Source organism: Pseudomonas sp. ABa2, assembly GCF_056676075.1.
On the sequence record NZ_CM155239.1, the window covers coordinates 2,504,077 to 2,520,151 of the forward strand.

Annotated in this window: 12 protein-coding genes; 7 read left to right on the top strand and 5 right to left on the bottom strand. The window is 66.4% G+C overall.

Going from position 1 to position 16,075, the window contains the following annotated elements; all coding sequences use genetic code 11:
• Positions 1-25 precede the first annotated feature (25 nt).
• Entirely contained in the window at positions 26-2,806 is a 2,781-nt protein-coding gene (locus AC1G9C_RS12260) for an AMP-binding protein (RefSeq protein WP_480410346.1), read from the bottom strand.
• Between the two features lie 181 nt (positions 2,807-2,987).
• Between AC1G9C_RS12260 and AC1G9C_RS12265 the strand changes: the two genes are divergently transcribed.
• Positions 2,988-4,265 carry an MFS transporter gene (locus tag AC1G9C_RS12265; protein WP_480410347.1) on the top strand — a complete coding sequence of 426 codons (1,278 nt, stop codon included), beginning with the start codon at positions 2,988-2,990 and terminating at the stop codon, positions 4,263-4,265.
• Between the two features lie 51 nt (positions 4,266-4,316).
• Here AC1G9C_RS12265 and cysS read toward each other — a convergent pair whose 3' ends face one another.
• Together cysS and AC1G9C_RS12275 are read right to left on the bottom strand one after the other, a co-directional pair.
• Positions 4,317-5,702, bottom strand: coding sequence for a cysteine--tRNA ligase (gene cysS, locus AC1G9C_RS12270; protein WP_480410348.1), 1,386 nt, complete (start codon positions 5,700-5,702; stop codon positions 4,317-4,319).
• Positions 5,703-7,370 carry a glutamine--tRNA ligase/YqeY domain fusion protein gene (locus AC1G9C_RS12275; RefSeq protein ID WP_480410349.1) on the bottom strand — a complete coding sequence of 556 codons (1,668 nt, stop codon included), beginning with the start codon at positions 7,368-7,370 and terminating at the stop codon, positions 5,703-5,705.
• Between the two features lie 305 nt (positions 7,371-7,675).
• Between AC1G9C_RS12275 and AC1G9C_RS12280 the strand changes: the two genes are divergently transcribed.
• Together AC1G9C_RS12280 and lpxH are read left to right on the top strand one after the other, a co-directional pair.
• A complete protein-coding gene (locus AC1G9C_RS12280; RefSeq protein WP_021445885.1) occupies positions 7,676-8,173 on the top strand; it encodes a peptidylprolyl isomerase in 498 nt (165 codons plus the stop codon).
• Positions 8,174-8,177: 4 nt separating this feature from the next.
• Positions 8,178-8,921, top strand: coding sequence for a UDP-2,3-diacylglucosamine diphosphatase (gene lpxH, locus AC1G9C_RS12285; protein ID WP_480410350.1), 744 nt, complete (start codon positions 8,178-8,180; stop codon positions 8,919-8,921).
• A 105-nt stretch (positions 8,922-9,026) separates the two neighbouring features.
• On the opposite strand, the gene AC1G9C_RS12290 is transcribed toward lpxH, so the two are convergent.
• Positions 9,027-9,680 (bottom strand): MiaE family protein, encoded by a 654-nt coding sequence (locus AC1G9C_RS12290; protein WP_021445887.1) that lies wholly within the window; start codon positions 9,678-9,680, stop codon positions 9,027-9,029.
• 157 nt (positions 9,681-9,837) lie between these two features.
• Between AC1G9C_RS12290 and AC1G9C_RS12295 the strand changes: the two genes are divergently transcribed.
• On the top strand, positions 9,838-10,701 hold the full coding sequence (locus AC1G9C_RS12295) for a universal stress protein (RefSeq protein WP_122107997.1): 864 nt from the start codon (positions 9,838-9,840) through the stop codon (positions 10,699-10,701).
• A 128-nt stretch (positions 10,702-10,829) separates the two neighbouring features.
• On the opposite strand, the gene AC1G9C_RS12300 is transcribed toward AC1G9C_RS12295, so the two are convergent.
• On the bottom strand, positions 10,830-11,306 hold the full coding sequence (locus tag AC1G9C_RS12300; protein ID WP_031303887.1) for a DUF1289 domain-containing protein: 477 nt from the start codon (positions 11,304-11,306) through the stop codon (positions 10,830-10,832).
• A 404-nt stretch (positions 11,307-11,710) separates the two neighbouring features.
• On the opposite strand from AC1G9C_RS12300, the gene acnB reads away from it, so the two are divergent.
• The 3 genes from acnB to AC1G9C_RS12315 all read left to right on the top strand — a co-directional run bounded on the left by acnB (position 11,711) and on the right by AC1G9C_RS12315 (position 16,064).
• On the top strand, positions 11,711-14,311 hold the full coding sequence (acnB, locus tag AC1G9C_RS12305; RefSeq protein WP_480410408.1) for a bifunctional aconitate hydratase 2/2-methylisocitrate dehydratase: 2,601 nt from the start codon (positions 11,711-11,713) through the stop codon (positions 14,309-14,311).
• A gap of 143 nt (positions 14,312-14,454) precedes the next feature.
• On the top strand, positions 14,455-14,664 hold the full coding sequence (locus AC1G9C_RS12310; protein WP_122109788.1) for a YgdI/YgdR family lipoprotein: 210 nt from the start codon (positions 14,455-14,457) through the stop codon (positions 14,662-14,664).
• A gap of 188 nt (positions 14,665-14,852) precedes the next feature.
• Positions 14,853-16,064, top strand: a complete 1,212-nt coding sequence (locus AC1G9C_RS12315; protein ID WP_480410351.1) for a CmpA/NrtA family ABC transporter substrate-binding protein — start codon at positions 14,853-14,855, stop codon at positions 16,062-16,064.
• Positions 16,065-16,075: the final 11 nt, after the last annotated feature.

Here is a 16,075-nt window from a genome sequence, read left to right on the forward strand (position 1 = left end):
CGCCCATCCGTGCACGCGGGCCGCGCTAACCGAAGCGCGGCACCCGCTCACCCTCCTCCAGCTGCTGCAACAGCGCCGCACGGGTCGCATCGCGCAGGCGGATCGCCTCCAGCCAGCTGTTCTGCTGCGCCCTCAGCGGCGCACAGAACTCGACCCGCAGCGAACTCCGACGAGGCAGCCAGTGACCGTCGCGCAGCCACTCGCGCGTACCGCCGATGGCCAGCGGCAGCAGCTCGGCGCCACTGCGCGCGGCCAGGACGAAGGCACCCATGCGCAACGGCCGCAGCCCCGGCTCGGGGCCGAAGGTGCCCTCGGGGAAGATCACCAGCGACTCGCCTGCCGCCAGCGCCGTCAGCAGTGCCTCGGCATCGGCGGCGCCACCGCGCGGGTCGACGCGCTCGACGAAGTGGGCGCCGAGCCGGCGCAGGAAACGCCCGGCGATGCGCTGCTCGGCCAGCTCGCGCTTGGCGACGAAGGCGAACTGCGGCGGCAGCACGGCGCAGAGCAGCAGACCGTCCAGGTAGCTGGCATGGTTGGCGGCCAGGACCTGTACCGAAGCGGTGGACAGCCGCTGCAACCCGCCGACCGCCGGCGACACGCCGGACAGCGCGAGGTACAGGCGCGCCCCGGCCCGCGCCCACAGACGAGACCAGCGCCGCCGCGGCAACAGGGCCACGCCGAGCCAGGTCGGCGCCGCCAGCAACGCGAACAGCAGCCAGCAGTACAGGCCATAGAGCCACGCGCCGGCATCACGCCAGCTGCTCCGCAGCTGCCCGCGCAGGCCCTGGCCGACCAGCCGCAGCAGCTGCCGCCACACCGCCAGACGCGGCCGGCCGATTTCGCCGCGCTCGTAGGACTCGCGGCAGGCCGCGCGGCGGATCTTGCCGCTGGAGGTCTTCAGCACGCTGTGCGGCGGCGCCAGGACGATGTCGTCCGGCGGCACGCCGGCCAGCTCGAGCACCACGCGGCTGACCTCCTGCTGCAGTTGCCGACGCCGCCCGGCCTCCTGCTCCAGGGTTTCCGCCAGCACCACCAGGCGCTCCGTGCCACTGGCCGGATCCTGGCTGCCGAACACCGCGACGCAGCCCTTGCGCAACCCCGCCAGGTTGCCCACCGCGGTTTCCAGGTCGTAGGGGTAGATGTTGCGCCCGGCGCGGATGATCAGGTCCTTGGCGCGCCCGGTCAGGTAGACCTCGCCGCCGGCCATGTAGGCCAGGTCGAGCGAGTCCATCCAGCCGTCGCGCAGGACCCGGCGGGTTTCCTCCGGGTTGCGCAAGTAGCCGGCGCTGGTGGACGGGCCGCTGAACTGCAGGTGCCCTTCGCGGCGCTCGGGCAGCTCGACGCCGCGCTCGTCGACGATGCGGATGCGGTGCCCCGGCAACGGCCGGCCGCAGGCGACGAATTGCAGCACCGCGTCATCCTGCGCGCCCGCCGGTCGCGCCTCGCCGCGGCGCTGGAACGCCTCGCGCTGCACCCGGTCGACCAGCAGCCCGCGGCCCAGCGGCGGAAAGGCCACGCCCAGGGTCGCCTCGGCCAGGCCGTAGACCGGGGTCTGCGCGGCCGGGGCCAGGCCGTAGCGGGCAAAACGCTCGGCGAAGCGCCGCAGGGTATCCGGGTTGACCGGCTCGGCGCCGTTGCAGGCCAGACGCCAGCAGCTCAGGTCGAGGCCCTCCAGCTCCGCCTCGGGCAACTTGCTCAGGCACAGTTCGTAGGCGAAGTTGGGCGCCGCCGACAGCGTGCCGCGCAAGCGATGGATGGTCCACAGCCAGCGCGCCGGGCGGGCGAGGAAGGCCAGCGGCGACATCAGCGCCAGGCGCACGCCGTGGTACAGGCTGCCCAGCCAGGCGCCGATCAGGCCCATGTCGTGGTACATCGGCAGCCAGCTGACGAACACATCCTGCGGCCCCACCTGCAGGGCCTGGCCCATGGCGCGCAGGTTGGCCAGCAGGTTGGCGTGGCTGACCATCACCCCCTTGGGCTGGCCGGTGCTGCCCGAGGTGTACTGCAGGAAGGCGAGGTCCTGCGCGCCCCTGGCCGGCGTGACGCAGCCGCCGCCCTCGCCGGCCAGTTCGGCGACGCTGGCGATACGCCGCAGGCTCGGCACCTGCGGGCGCAGCAGGCGGGCCAGCAGGCGCGCCTCGCTCACCGTGATCAGCAACCGCGCCTCGGCGTTGGTGAGGATGCCGACCTGGCGGCGCAGGTGCTCCTCGATCTGCGACAGGCGCAGGGGCGGATAGATGGGCACGGGCACCCCGCCGGCCAGCAGGATGCCGAAGAAGGCGTAGAGAAAGTCGCGCCCGGTGGGCAGCATCAGCGCCACCGCCTGCCCCGGCCGCAGGCCGCCGAGCTGCAGGCCGGCGGCCACCGCCTGGGCGCCGCGGTGCAGAGCGCCGTAGCTGATGTCCTCTTGCTCGTCGCCCTCGCCCAGCAGGTGCACGTGGGTGCGTTGCGGGTGGCGGCGCGCGTGCCACTCCAGCACCTGCATCAGGGTCTGCGCCGTCGCCGGCACCTGGGCGGTGTCCGCCTCGGTGTCGGGCGCGACGACGGGCGACGCGGCGGCCGCCGGCGCAGTTCGCCCCTGCAGCGCCCGCAGCAGGTCGGCGGGGGTCTCGGCACTGGCGAACAGGCTATCCGGCAGGCGCACGCCGAATTCCTGCTCGATGCGCGCCCACAACTCGGCGCGGGCCAGGCTGTCCAGGCCCAGATCGCGATCCAGCACGCTGTCCAGGCACGGTTGCAGCGCAGTCGCGGCCTGCGGGCGCAACTCGCTGACGGTGCGCCGCACGATCTCCAGCAGGCGCTCCACATCCCTTTCGCAACCCGGCGCGGCCTTGGTTGACGGTGGCGGACGAGACATCGGCAACCCTCACAGGTTGTGTAGGTCAGTGGCCATTATGCGCCCAATAGGCAAGATGGGCGTCCCGCCTGACGAGACGGCCACCCCCGGCTAGGCTTGCAGCTACCAACGCGATGTAAGAGAGAGCCGCATGCCAAGCAGTCTCGCCCCCGGCGTACGCCGCCGAGAAGTCTGGGCCTGGGCGATGTTCGACTTCGCCAACTCCGGCTACACCACGGTGGTGATCACCGCGGTGTTCAACGCCTACTTCGTCGCCGTGGTGGCCGGCGGCCAGGCCTGGGGCACCCTGGCCTGGACCAGCGCAATCGCCCTGTCCTATGCCCTGGTCATCCTCAGTGCGCCGCTGCTCGGCGCCTATGCCGACGCCCTCGCCTGCAAGAAGCGCCTGCTGCTGTTCAGCGCCCTCGGCTGCATCCTGTTTACCGCGGGGCTGGCACTGGCCGGGCCGGACACGCTGGTCGTTGCGCTGATCTTTATCGTGCTGTCGAACTTCTGCTTCGGCACCGGCGAGAACCTGATCGCCGCCTTCCTCCCCGAACTGGCCCGACGCGAGGCGCTGGGCCGGGTCTCGGGCTGGGGCTGGGGCTTCGGCTATATCGGCGGGCTGGTCAGCCTGGGCGCCTGCCTGGCCTACGTGACCTGGGCGCAGGCACAGGGCCAAAGTGCCGAGCAGTTCGTGCCGGCCTGCATGCTGATCACCGCGGCGTTGTTCGCCATCGCCTGCACGCCCACCTTTCTCTTCCTGCGCGAGCGCAGCCGGCCGCAGCTGGGCGCCGCCACCGGCGCACGGGCGGCCTGGGCACGCCTCGCCCAGACCCTGGGCGAGGCCGGGCGCTACCGCGACCTGCTGCGCTTTCTGCTGTGCACCGTGTGCTATCAGGCCGGCATCTCGGCGGTGATCACCCTGGCCGCCATCTATGCCGACCAGGTCATGGGCTTCAGCACCCAGGACACCCTGCTACTGATCTTCGCGGTGAACGTCACCGCCGCCATCGGCGCCGTGCTGTTCGGCTGGCTGCAGGACCGTATCGGCCACCGCGCCACCCTGAGCCTTACCCTGCTGGGCTGGATCGCCATGGTCGGTCTGGTCTGGGCGGCCCAGGGGCCGCTGTTGTTCTGGCTGGCCGCCAACCTCGCTGGCCTGTGCATGGGCGCCAGCCAGTCGGCCGGGCGCGCCATAGTCGGGCTACTGGCGCCGTCGACGCGCCTGGCGGAGTTCTTCGGCCTGTGGGGCCAGGCGGTCAAGCTGGCGTCCATCCTCGGCCCCATGACCTACGGCCTGACCAGCTGGCTGAGCGGCGGCGACCACCGCCTGGCGATGCTGATCACTGGCAGCTACTTCGTCATCGGCCTGCTGATCCTGGCCAGCGTCGACCTGGAGCGCGGCCGGCGCGCGGCGCTGGCATAAACGACAAGGGCCGCTCGAAAGCGGCCCTTGTCGTGTTACCTGCGCAATCTGTTACTCGGCCAGGCGCCAGCTGGTGCCGCCCTTGCCGTCTTCCAGCACCACGCCCATGGCGGTGAGCTGGTCGCGGATGCGGTCGCTCTCGGCCCAGTTCTTCTCGGCGCGGGCCGCAAGGCGCGCGGCGATCAGCGCTTCGACCTCGGCGGCGTCGACCTTACCGGCGGCGCCGGCCTGCAGGAAGGCATCCGGCTCGAGCTGCAGCACACCGAGCACGGAGGCCAGCTGCTTGAGCTGGGCGGCCAGGCCGGCGGCAGCCTGGACATCAGTCTCGCGCAGGCGGTTGACCTCGCGGATCATCTCGAACAGCACAGCGCAGGCTTCCGGCGAGTTGAAGTCGTCATCCATCGCCGCACCGAAACGCTCGACGAATTCCTCGCCGCCGGCAGGTGCCACTTCCGGCAACCCCTTCAGACCGTTGTAGAAGCGCTCCAGGGCGCCCTTGGCTTCCTTGAGGCTGTCTTCGGAATAGTTGATCGGGCTGCGGTAGTGGCTGGACACCAGCAGGTAGCGCACCACCTCGGGGTGGTACTTCTCCAGCACTTCGCGGATGGTGAAGAAGTTGCCCAGGCTCTTGGACATCTTCTCGCCGTCCACGCGCACCGCGCCGGCGTGCATCCAGGCCTTGGCGTAGAGCTTGCCGGTGGCCGCCTCGCTCTGCGCGATCTCGTTCTCGTGGTGCGGGAACACCAAATCCGGGCCGCCGCCGTGGATGTCGAAGGTCTCGCCCAGGCAGCAGGTGGACATCACCGAGCACTCGATGTGCCAGCCCGGACGGCCCTTGCCCCAGGGCGAATCCCAGCACGGCTCGCCCGGCTTGGCGCCCTTCCACAGGACGAAGTCCAATGGATCCTGCTTGATCTCGTCGACCTCGATGCGTGCGCCGATCTTCAGCTCGTCGATCTTGCGGCGCGACAGTTTGCCGTAGCCTTCGAACTTGCCGACGCGGTAGTACACGTCGCCATTGCCCGGGGCGTAGGCGTAGCCCTTGTCGATCAGGGTCTGGATCATCTGGTGCATGCCGGCGATATGGCCGGTGGCGCGCGGCTCGATGTCCGGGCGCAGCACGCTCAAGCGCGCCTCGTCCTCGTGCATGGCTTTGATCATGCGCTCGACCAGGGCCTCGAACGGCTCGCCGTTCTCATGCGCGCGCTTGATGATCTTGTCGTCGATATCGGTGATGTTGCGCACATAGGTCACGTCATAGCCGCGCTGGCGCAGCCAGCGGGTGACCACGTCGAAGGCCACCATGACCCTGGCGTGGCCGATATGGCAGAAGTCGTAGACGGTCATGCCGCACACGTACATGCGCACGCTGTTGCCTTCCAGCGGCTGGAAGGCGTCCTTGGTCTTGCTCAGGGTGTTGTAAATGCTCAGCGCCATTTACTGCCCCCAGGAATCGCGCAGGGTGACGGTGCGGTTGAACACCGGCTTGCCCGGCTGCGAGTCCTTCAGGTCGGCGACGAAGTAGCCTTCGCGCTCGAATTGGAAACGCTCTTCCGGCGCGGCCTGGGCCAGCGACGGCTCGGCGCGGCAGCCCTTGAGCACCACCAGCGAATCCGGATTGATGTTGTCGAGGAAGGTCTGGCCCTCCTCGGCCTTCTCCGGGTTGGCCGAACGGAACAGACGATCGTACAGGCGCACTTCGCACTCGACGCTCTCGGCGGCCGGCACCCAGTGGATCACACCCTTGACCTTGCGGCCTTCCGGGTTCTTGCCCAGGGTGTTCTCGTCATAGCTGCAGCGCAGCTCGATCACGTTGCCGGCGGCGTCTTTCACGGCCTCGTCGGCGCGGATCACGTAGCTGCCACGCAGGCGCACTTCGCCGCCCGGGATCAGGCGCTTGAAGCCATCCGGCGGGGTTTCCTCGAAGTCGCTGGCGTCGATATAGAGCTCGCGGCTGAACGGCAGCACGCGCACGCCCATGTCCTGCTTGGGATGGCGCGGCAGTTCGAGGTTCTCGACCTGGCCCTCCGGGTAGTTGGTGATGACGACCTTGAGCGGCTTGAGCACGCACATGGCACGCGCGGCGTTGGCGTCCAGGTCCTCGCGGATGGCGAACTCCAGCATGCCGATATCCACCACGCCGCCGGCGCGGTTGACGCCGATCATGTCGCAGAAGGCGCGGATCGAGGCCGGGGTATAGCCGCGGCGGCGGTAGCCGGACAGGGTGGACATGCGCGGATCGTCCCAGCCATGCACATGGCCTTCATCGACCAGTTGCTTGAGCTTGCGCTTGCTGGTGATGGTGTAGTTCAGGTTCAGCCGGGCGAATTCGTACTGGCGCGGCTGCGCCGGCACCGACAGGTTGGCCAGGAACCACTCGTACAACGGGCGATGGTCCTCGAACTCCAGGGTGCAGATGGAGTGGGTGATGCCCTCGATGGCGTCCGACTGACCGTGGGTGAAGTCGTAGCTGGGGTAGATGCACCACTTGTCGCCGGTCTGGTGGTGATGGGCGTGACGGATGCGGTAGAGGATCGGATCGCGCAGGTTGATGTTCGGCGAGGCCATGTCGATCTTGGCGCGCAGCGAGCGGGCGCCGTCGGCGAACTCGCCGGCCTTCATGCGGGCGAACAGGTCGAGGTTCTCCTCCACCGAGCGCTCGCGGAACGGGCTGTTCTTGCCCGGCTCGGTCAGGCTGCCGCGGTAGGCGCGCATCTCGTCGGCGTTGAGGTCGCAGACGAAGGCCTTGCCGGCCTTGATCAGCTCGATGGCCCAGGCATGCAGCTGGTCGAAGTAGTCGGAGGCGTAGCGCTCGCTACCGGCCCACGAAAAGCCCAGCCACTCGACGTCGGCCTTGATCGCATCGATGTATTCCTGGTCTTCCTTGGCCGGGTTGGTGTCGTCGAAGCGCAGGTTGCACTCGCCGCCGAACTCCTGGGCCAGGCCGAAGTTCAGGCAGATGCTCTTGGCATGACCGATATGCAGGTAGCCATTGGGCTCCGGCGGGAAGCGGGTGACGATCTTGGCGTGCTTGCCGCTGTCCAGATCGGCCTGGACGATGGGGCGCAGGAAGTTGGCGGCTTTTTCGACGGTGGGCTTGCTCATGGGGTCCTTAAGATCATGCTGGCGCGGCGCAGGGGGGAACCTCTAAAAACGTAGGCGAGGCAGCCAGAGCAAGGCAAAAACAGGCAAGGAAGCGCAGTTTACGAGTTGTAAATGAGCATTCCGAGCCTGTTTTTAACGCAGCAATGGCAACGCAGGTAGTTTTTAGAGATTCCCCCTGGGTAGGCCGACTGGAACAAAGCCCGTATCATACCCAACCCGTCAACCCCCTGACAGCTGCAATGCAGTGGCCGCTCCGGCGCCCGCCCGAGCTCGGTGCCCTGCCCCATTCGAGAGTGAGTCCCCCCATGATCAAACTGCACACCAACCACGGCGTCATCACCCTGAAGCTGTTCGCCGACAAGGCCCCGGAAACCGTGGCCAACTTCGAACAATACGTGAAGGAAGGCCACTACGACGGCACCATCTTCCACCGCGTGATCGGCAACTTCATGATCCAGGGCGGCGGTTTCGAGCCGGGCATGAAGCAGAAACCGACCCGCGCGCCGATCAAGAACGAAGCCAACAACGGCGTCGCCAACAAGGTCGGCACCATCGCCATGGCCCGCACCATGGAGCCGCATTCGGCCAGCGCGCAGTTCTTCATCAACGTCGCCGACAACAGCTTCCTCAACCACAGCGCACCGACCGTTCAGGGCTGGGGCTACGCGGTATTCGGTGAAGTGGTCGAAGGCATGGACGTGGTCGAGAAGATCAAGGCCGTGGCCACCACCATGAAGGCCGGCCACCAGGACGTGCCGGTGGACGACGTGATCATCGAGAAGGCCGAAGTCGTCGCCGAGTAAGTCGATGATCCTGCTGATCTCCGATCTGCATCTCGAAGAGCAACGCCCGGACATCACCCGGGCGTTTCTGCATTTTCTCGCCACTCGCGCGCGCCAGGCCGAGGCGCTGTACATCCTCGGCGACTTCTTCGAAGTCTGGATCGGCGACGATGGCATGACGCCCTTCCAGCATGAAATCGCCCGCGCGCTGCGCGAACTGAGCGACGCCGGCACGCGCATCTACCTGATGCACGGCAACCGCGACTTCCTCATCGGCCAGCGCTTCTGCCGCGAGGCCGGCTGTACCCTGCTGAAGGATCCCAGCCTGGTCGAAATGGCCGGAGAGCGCGTGCTGCTGATGCACGGCGACAGCCTGTGCACCCTGGACGTCGGCTATATGAAGCTGCGTCGCTGGCTGCGCAACCCGCTGTCCTTGCTGATCCTGCGCAACCTGCCACTGGGCACCCGACAGAAGCTGGCGCGCAAGCTGCGCAACGAAAGCCGCGCACAGACGCGGATGAAAGCCAGCGAGATAGTCGATGTCACGCCAGCGGAGGTGGTTGAGGTGATGGCCGCGCACGGCGTGCGCACGCTGATCCATGGCCATACCCACAGACCGGCGGTGCACGAACTGGACGTGAACGGCCAAGCGGCGCGGCGCATCGTGCTGGGTGACTGGGATCGCCAGGGGTGGGCGCTGCAGGTCGATGACAAGGGGTTCAACCAGGCGCCGTTCGAGCTTGCTCCCGCAGGAGCCTCCAAACCGTAGCCCATACAAATTTGCAGGAGCGGCTTCAGCCGCGAAAGGCCGTTATCGCCGTGTTCGCGGCTGAAGCCGCTCCTCCATATTTTGTGCGCGTTCTCCCGCCCGCTTTCAGGCCGGCACACCGCTATGGAAACGGAACTGCTCGTCCGCCGAGGTGATCAGCTCCTGCTCCACCGCACGCACCACTTCGATACGCGCATCCACGTCGGCTGAGTCGCCATAGAGGTAGGCGAGCTTGAGATAGCCCCGATAGTGGCGCCCTTCGCTCTCCAGCAGCCCGGCATAGAACTTGGCCAGTTCGGCATCCAGTCGCGGCACCAGAGCGGCGAAGCGCTCGCAGGAGCGCGCCTCGATAAAGGCGCCGATCACCAGCACATCCACCAGCCGCTCCACTTCCCCGCCCCGCAGCAGCGCGCGCAGGCCGGCGGCGTAGCGCGAAGCGGAAACGTGGCGAACCTCGATGCCGCGGCCGCGGATGATCTTGCTCACCTGCTCGAAGTGCACCAGCTCCTCACGGGCCAAACGCGACATTCTCGCGGTCAATTCGGTCTTGGTCAGGTAGCGCCCCATCAGGCTCAGGGCCGTCTGCGCCGCCTTGTATTCCAGATTGCGGTGGTCGAGCAGGAGGATTTCCTGCTGGCGCAGGGCCTCGTCCAGCCAGGCCGCCGGGGTGGCGACGCCGCCGAGAAACTCGAGGATTTCCTGCAGGATCGACGCGCTTTCCTCGCCTTTACTCGGAATATGCTGGGCAATTGACATCATCAGGGGGCGCTCTCGAACGCTGGCGGGGTTGGCAATGGCGGGCCATTATACGAGTGAGCGCCAAGACGGCCAGCGCGCCGTTGACGCAGGTCAACAAGCCCGTCAACCGCGCACCGCTATAGTTGAACAAGTGCCACTCATTCTCAGGGAGACGACCATGCAAGCGATCCGCAGCATCCTGGTGGTAATGGAGCCGCAGCACCCGGAGGGCCTCGCGCTCAAGCGCGCGAAACTGATAGCCGGAGTCACCCAATCGCGCCTGCACCTGCTGGTGTGCGACAAGAAGGGCGAGCACAGCGCCTGGCTCAACGACCTCAGCAGCAGCCTGAGCGAGGAAGGTTTCGCCGTCTCCGCCCAGCAGGCCTGGCACGACAGCCCGCACCAGACCATCATCGCCGTGCAACAGGCCGAAGGCTGCGGCCTGGTAGTCAAGCAGCACCTGCCGGACAATCCACTGAAGAAAGCCATCCTTACCCCCGACGACTGGAAGCTGTTGCGCTACTGCCCAGGCCCTGTGCTGATGGTCAAGACCGACAAGCCCTGGACCGGCGGCACCATCCTCGCCGCGGTGGACGTGGGCAATGCCGACGGCGAGCACCGCACCCTGCACGCCGGCATCATCAGCCACGGCTACGACATCGCCGGCCTGGCCAAGGGCGAACTGCACGTGATCACCGCCCACCCAACGCCGATGCTGTCGGCGGCCGACCCGACCTTCCAGCTCAAGGAAACCATCGAGGCGCGCTACCGCGAGCAGTGCAGGAGCTTCCAGGCCGAGTACGAGATCGGCGACGACCGCCTGCACATAGTCGAAGGCCCGGCCGACGTGCTGATCCCGCAGATCGCCCACCAGCTCAGCGCCGTGGTCACTGTGATCGGCACCGTGGCGCGCACCGGGCTATCCGGCGCCCTGATCGGCAATACCGCCGAAGTGATTCTCGACTCGCTGGAAAGCGACGTGCTGGTGCTCAAGCCGGACGAGATCATCGCCCACCTCGAAGAGCTGGTGGCGCAACGCTGAAATGAACGCCAGCCAGACAAAAATGCCGCTCGCAAATGCGAGCGGCATTTTTTGTGCGCCGGACAAAAGCCAGGGAGTGGATCGCCGTGCGCGAGCTGGCGGATTGCATCCGGGCTACCCACCCGGTCTCACACGCGCAGTTCCAGGCCTTCGCGGAGGAATTTCGGCGCGATATAGCGCTCGTAGTGCGCCTCGGAGAGCAGGAAGAACTCGCGGTCGATGGCGTCACGCAGCTCCGGCAAGGCCCAGCCACGGAACTCGGGCAGCAGCGCCATGCCGTAGGCATCGAGCTGGTTGATCACCCGCGCGCCGCGTGCGATCAGCTGGTAGGCCCAGCAATAGGGCGACTGCTGCGGCACAAAACGGATTTGCCGCTGCTCCAGCTGGGTGCGCAGGCGCTGCTCGTCGAACACCTCGACCTTGGCCGTCATCACCTGCACCAGCAACACTTCCAGGCGCAGCCAGACGGCGCGCTTTTCCTCGTCGCCGTAGCTGTTCCAGTTGATCACCTCGTGGTGAAAACGCTTGCAACCGCGGCATACCACATCGCCGTAAACGGTCGAGCACAGACCCACGCAAGGCGTCTTGATGCGTTGATTGGACATGGAGAAGCAATATAGACAGCAGGACGGCCGAGCATGTTAGCCCTTTGTCTAAGCAAGATCACCCCCGCCAAGCCCAGGGCTTTGGCTTAACTTTATCCGCGCTTTCCATTAGAATCGGCCCGCCTTTTACGGCGCCAATGTCCGTTGGAAGCTGTTTTCAAAGCGTCACGAGCACAGTCGATCCTGCAGGTACGATGGCGGCGCAGTCACTCGGAGTCCCCCCGAGCCTCTGCGCCCGCCCTCATCAGACCCCGTCCTGCCGGCGTAAAACTTTGAAAGCAGCTTCTACAAGAGACTCATGAAACCTCGGCTGATCGGCTCATAAAGTCGAAAAGCGCCTGGTTCATGGGTATCTGGATCGCGTCCCGGACAACCCTTTGGGACCACTGATGAGGGTAATAACTGTGCTTGAAGCCTATCGCAAACACGTAGCAGAGCGTGCCGCTCAGGGTATCGTGCCCCAGCCGCTGAACGCCGAACAAACCGCAGGCCTGGTCGAGCTGCTGAAAAACCCGCCGGCTGGCGAAGAAGAATTCCTCGTAGACCTGATCACCAACCGCGTACCGCCAGGCGTCGATGAAGCCGCCTACGTCAAGGCCGGTTTCCTCTCTGCCGTGGCCAAGGGCGAAGCCACTTCCCCGCTGATCAGCAAGCAACGCGCCGTCGAGCTGCTGGGTACCATGCAGGGCGGCTACAACATCGCCACCATGGTCGAGCTGCTGGACGACGCCGCCCTGGGCGCCGTTGCCGCCGAGCAACTCAAGCACACCCTGCTGATGTTCGACGCCTTCCACGACGTCGCCGAGAAAGCCAAGGCCGGCAATGCCAACGCCAAGGCCGTGCTGCAGTCCTGGGCCGATGGCGAGTGGTTCACCAACAAGCCGGCCATCGCCGAGAAATACAGCCTGGCCGTGTTCAAGGTGCCGGGCGAAACCAACACCGACGACCTGTCCCCTGCCCCGGACGCCTGGTCGCGCCCCGACATCCCGCTGCACGCCCTGGCCATGCTGAAAATGGCTCGCGACGGCATCGTGCCGCAGCAGCAAGGCGCCATCGGCCCGCTGAAGCAGATCGAAGAGATCAAGGCCAAAGGCTTCCCGGTGGCCTACGTCGGTGACGTGGTCGGTACCGGTTCTTCCCGTAAGTCCGCCACCAACTCGGTGCTGTGGTTCTTCGGCGACGACATTCCCTACGTGCCGAACAAGCGTGCTGGCGGCTTCTGCTTCGGCACCAAGATCGCCCCGATCTTCTACAACACCATGGAAGACGCCGGCGCCCTGCCGATCGAGTTCGACGTATCGAACATCAACATGGGCGACGTGATCGACGTCTACCCCTACGCTGGCAAGGTCTGCAAGCACGGCACCGACGACGTCATCACCACCTTCGAACTGAAGACTCCGGTGCTGCTCGATGAAGTCCGCGCCGGCGGCCGTATCCCGCTGATCGTCGGCCGTGGCCTGACCGAGAAGGCGCGTGCCGAACTGGGCCTGGGCTCCTCCGACCTGTTCAAGAAGCCGGACCAGCCTGCTGCCAGCACCAAGGGTTTCACCCTGGCGCAGAAAATGGTCGGCAAGGCCTGCGGCGTCGAAGGCGTGCGTCCGGGCACCTACTGCGAACCGAAGATGACCACCGTCGGCTCCCAGGACACCACCGGCCCGATGACCCGCGACGAGCTGAAAGACCTGGCGTGCCTGGGCTTCTCGGCTGACCTGGTGATGCAGTCCTTCTGCCACACCGCGGCCTATCCGAAGCCGATCGACGTCACCACCCACCACACCCTGCCGGATTTCATCCGCACCCGTGGCGGTGTGTCCCTGCGTCCGGGCGACGGCATCATCCACAGCTGGCTGAACCGCATGCTGCTGCCGGACACCGTCGGCACCGGTGGCGACTCGCACACCCGCTTCCCGATCGGCATCAGCTTCCCGGCCGGTTCCGGCCTGGTGGCCTTCGCCGCTGCCACCGGCGTCATGCCGCTGGACATGCCGGAATCCGTGCTGGTGCGCTTCAAGGGCAAGATGCAGCCGGGTATCACCCTGCGTGACCTGGTCCACGCCATCCCCTACTACGCCATCCAGAAAGGTCTGCTGACCGTCGAGAAGAAGGGCAAGAAGAACATCTTCTCCGGCCGTATCCTCGAGATCGAAGGCCTGGACAACCTGACCGTCGAGCAGGCCTTCGAGCTGTCCGACGCCTCCGCCGAGCGTTCGGCTGCCGGTTGCACCATCAAACTGCCGGAAGCGGCCATCGCCGAATACCTGCAGTCCAACATCACCCTGCTGCGCTGGATGATCAGCGAAGGCTACGGCGATGCCCGCACCCTGGAGCGTCGTGCCCAGGCGATGGAAGCCTGGCTGGCCAACCCGGTACTGATGGAAGCCGACAAGGACGCCGAGTACGCCGAAGTCATCGAAATCGACCTGGCCGAACTCAACGAGCCGGTGCTGTGCGCCCCGAACGACCCGGACGACGCCCGTCTGCTGTCCACCGTGGCCGGCGACAAGATCGACGAAGTGTTCATCGGTTCGTGCATGACCAACATCGGTCACTTCCGCGCTGCCGGCAAGCTGCTGGACAAGGTCAAGGGCGGTATCCCGACCCGTCTGTGGCTGTCGCCGCCGACCAAGATGGATGCTCACCAGCTGACCGAAGAAGGCTACTACGGCATCTACGGCAAGGCCGGTGCACGCATGGAGATGCCGGGCTGCTCGCTGTGCATGGGTAACCAGGCGCGCGTCGCCGCCAACTCCACCGTGGTGTCGACCTCCACCCGTAACTTCCCCAACCGTCTGGGTGATGGCGCCAACGTGTACCTGGCCTCTGCCGAACTGGCCGCGGTCGCTTCGATTCTCGGCAAGCTGCCGACCGTCGAGGAGTACATGGTCTACGCCAAGGATATCGACAGCATGGCTGGCGATATCTACCGCTACCTGAGCTTCGACCAGATCGCCGACTTCCGCGAAGCGGCGGCCAACGCCAAGATCCCGGTCGTTCAGGCCTGATCCCAGCGCTGTAGAACAAGCCCCGCCCCGTGCGGGGCTTGTTGTTTATGGCTGGCGCAAAACGTCGCGGCGCCTTGCGGCGGCAACGGCAGCGTCTACCTTCTGAATTGGGGACACCCCATACGAGCATTCAGGAGCACATCATGAAGCCATGGATCATCGCCGCCCTGTGCCTGTTCGGCCTGGCCGGCTGCAGCAGCGAGTACATCATCACCACCACCGATGGACAGATGCTCACCAGCGACGGCAAACCGGAGCTGGATCGGGACACCGGCATGCTCGAGTTCACCGACAGCGAAGGCCGCAAGCAGCAGATCCCGCAGAGCAACGTCAAGCAGATGCTGGAGCGCTAACTAGCGCCTCCCCCTCAAAGATCGGCAAACGCCAACACGCCGCCCGTGATGGCATATGCATTGCTTCAGTCCCGATAACAGAGCGCTTCCAACGGCGGAAGCCGCTCACGACAATGGCGTCGTTCCCTTGCTGCCCCAGTGGCGGACGTGGGTGCGGCGCCTTTTTGCGTGGAGAAGGGACAAGCAACATGAGCGAACGACAAGCAGTCCTCAGCGATGTGCCGGGTGGAGCCGGGATCGGCGATGCGCCGGAGAAGCGCACGCTGAACATCGGCTTCATGGCCCTGACCGATGCCGCCTCGGTGATAGTGGCCGCCACTCAGGGCTTCGCCGAGAAACACGGACTGACCCTCAATCTGCAGCGCCAGAGCTCCTGGGCCGGGCTGCGCGACAGGCTGCTGAGCGGCGAACTGGACGCCGCGCACAGCCTCTACGGCCTGATCTATGGTGTCCAGTTCGGCTTGGGCGGCGCTCCGGCCACCGACATGGCGGTTCTGATGGGCCTGAACCAGAACGGTCAGAGCATCAACCTGTCGCAGCCGCTGCTGGCCGCAGGCGTGAGCAGTGGCGAAGCACTGCTGCATCGCGCGCACCAACAAGGTGCACGCCTGACCTTCGCCCAGACCTTCCCCACCGGCACCCACGCCATGTGGCTCTATTACTGGCTGGCCAGCCAGGGCATTCACCCACTGCACGACGTCGACAGCGTGGTGGTGCCGCCGCCGCAGATGATCGCGCACCTCAAGGCGCGCCGCATCGACGGCCTCTGCGTCGGCGAGCCGTGGAGCGCGCAGGCGGTGGACGAGGGCCTTGGCTGTACCGTCGCCACCAGTCAGTCGATCTGGGCCGATCACCCCGAGAAGGTGCTCGGCTGCACCCGCGAATTCGCCCTGCAGTATCCCAATACCGCCCGCGCGCTGATCATGGCGGTGCTGGAAGCCAGTCGCTTCATCGACGAGAGCGAGGAGAACAAGCGCAGCACGGCACAACTGCTCAGCGGCCGCGACTACGTCGACGCACCGCTGTCGGCCATTCAGCCCCGTTTTCTCGGCCAGTACCAGGACGGCCTCGGTCACGCCTGGCAGGACGCCCATCCGCTGCGCTTTCATGGCGAGGGCGCGGTGAACCTGCCCTACCTGTCCGACGCCATGTGGTTCATGACCCAGTTCCGCCGCTGGGGCCTGCTGCGCAGCGACCCCGACTACCTCGGCGTCGCCCGCCAGGTGCAGCAACTGGGGCTTTACCGCGAGGCGGCGCAGGCGCTGAATATCCCCATACCCGCGGACATGCGCAGCGCCACGCTGCAGGATGGCACCCGCTGGGACGGCAGCGACCCGGCCGGCTACGCCCGCAGCTTCCGTCTCCACGCCCTGGCCGACAGCCCGGCTGTCGCCCTGTAATCGCCCGGAGA

Excerpts from the sequence above, each read along its gene's own strand:
- lpxH (WP_480410350.1), top strand. The coding sequence starts at position 8,178 with ATGATCCTGCTGATCTCCGATCTGCATCTCGAAGAGCAACGCCCGGAC.
- AC1G9C_RS12265 (WP_480410347.1), top strand. The coding sequence starts at position 2,988 with ATGCCAAGCAGTCTCGCCCCCGGCGTACGCCGCCGAGAAGTCTGGGCC.
- AC1G9C_RS12280 (WP_021445885.1), top strand. The coding sequence starts at position 7,676 with ATGATCAAACTGCACACCAACCACGGCGTCATCACCCTGAAGCTGTTC.
- AC1G9C_RS12275 (WP_480410349.1), bottom strand. The coding sequence starts at position 7,370 with ATGAGCAAGCCCACCGTCGAAAAAGCCGCCAACTTCCTGCGCCCCATC.
- AC1G9C_RS12295 (WP_122107997.1), top strand. The coding sequence starts at position 9,838 with ATGCAAGCGATCCGCAGCATCCTGGTGGTAATGGAGCCGCAGCACCCG.
- AC1G9C_RS12290 (WP_021445887.1), bottom strand. The coding sequence starts at position 9,680 with ATGATGTCAATTGCCCAGCATATTCCGAGTAAAGGCGAGGAAAGCGCG.
- AC1G9C_RS12300 (WP_031303887.1), bottom strand. The coding sequence starts at position 11,306 with ATGTCCAATCAACGCATCAAGACGCCTTGCGTGGGTCTGTGCTCGACC.
- AC1G9C_RS12315 (WP_480410351.1), top strand. The coding sequence starts at position 14,853 with ATGAGCGAACGACAAGCAGTCCTCAGCGATGTGCCGGGTGGAGCCGGG.
- AC1G9C_RS12310 (WP_122109788.1), top strand. The coding sequence starts at position 14,455 with ATGAAGCCATGGATCATCGCCGCCCTGTGCCTGTTCGGCCTGGCCGGC.
- cysS (WP_480410348.1), bottom strand. The coding sequence starts at position 5,702 with ATGGCGCTGAGCATTTACAACACCCTGAGCAAGACCAAGGACGCCTTC.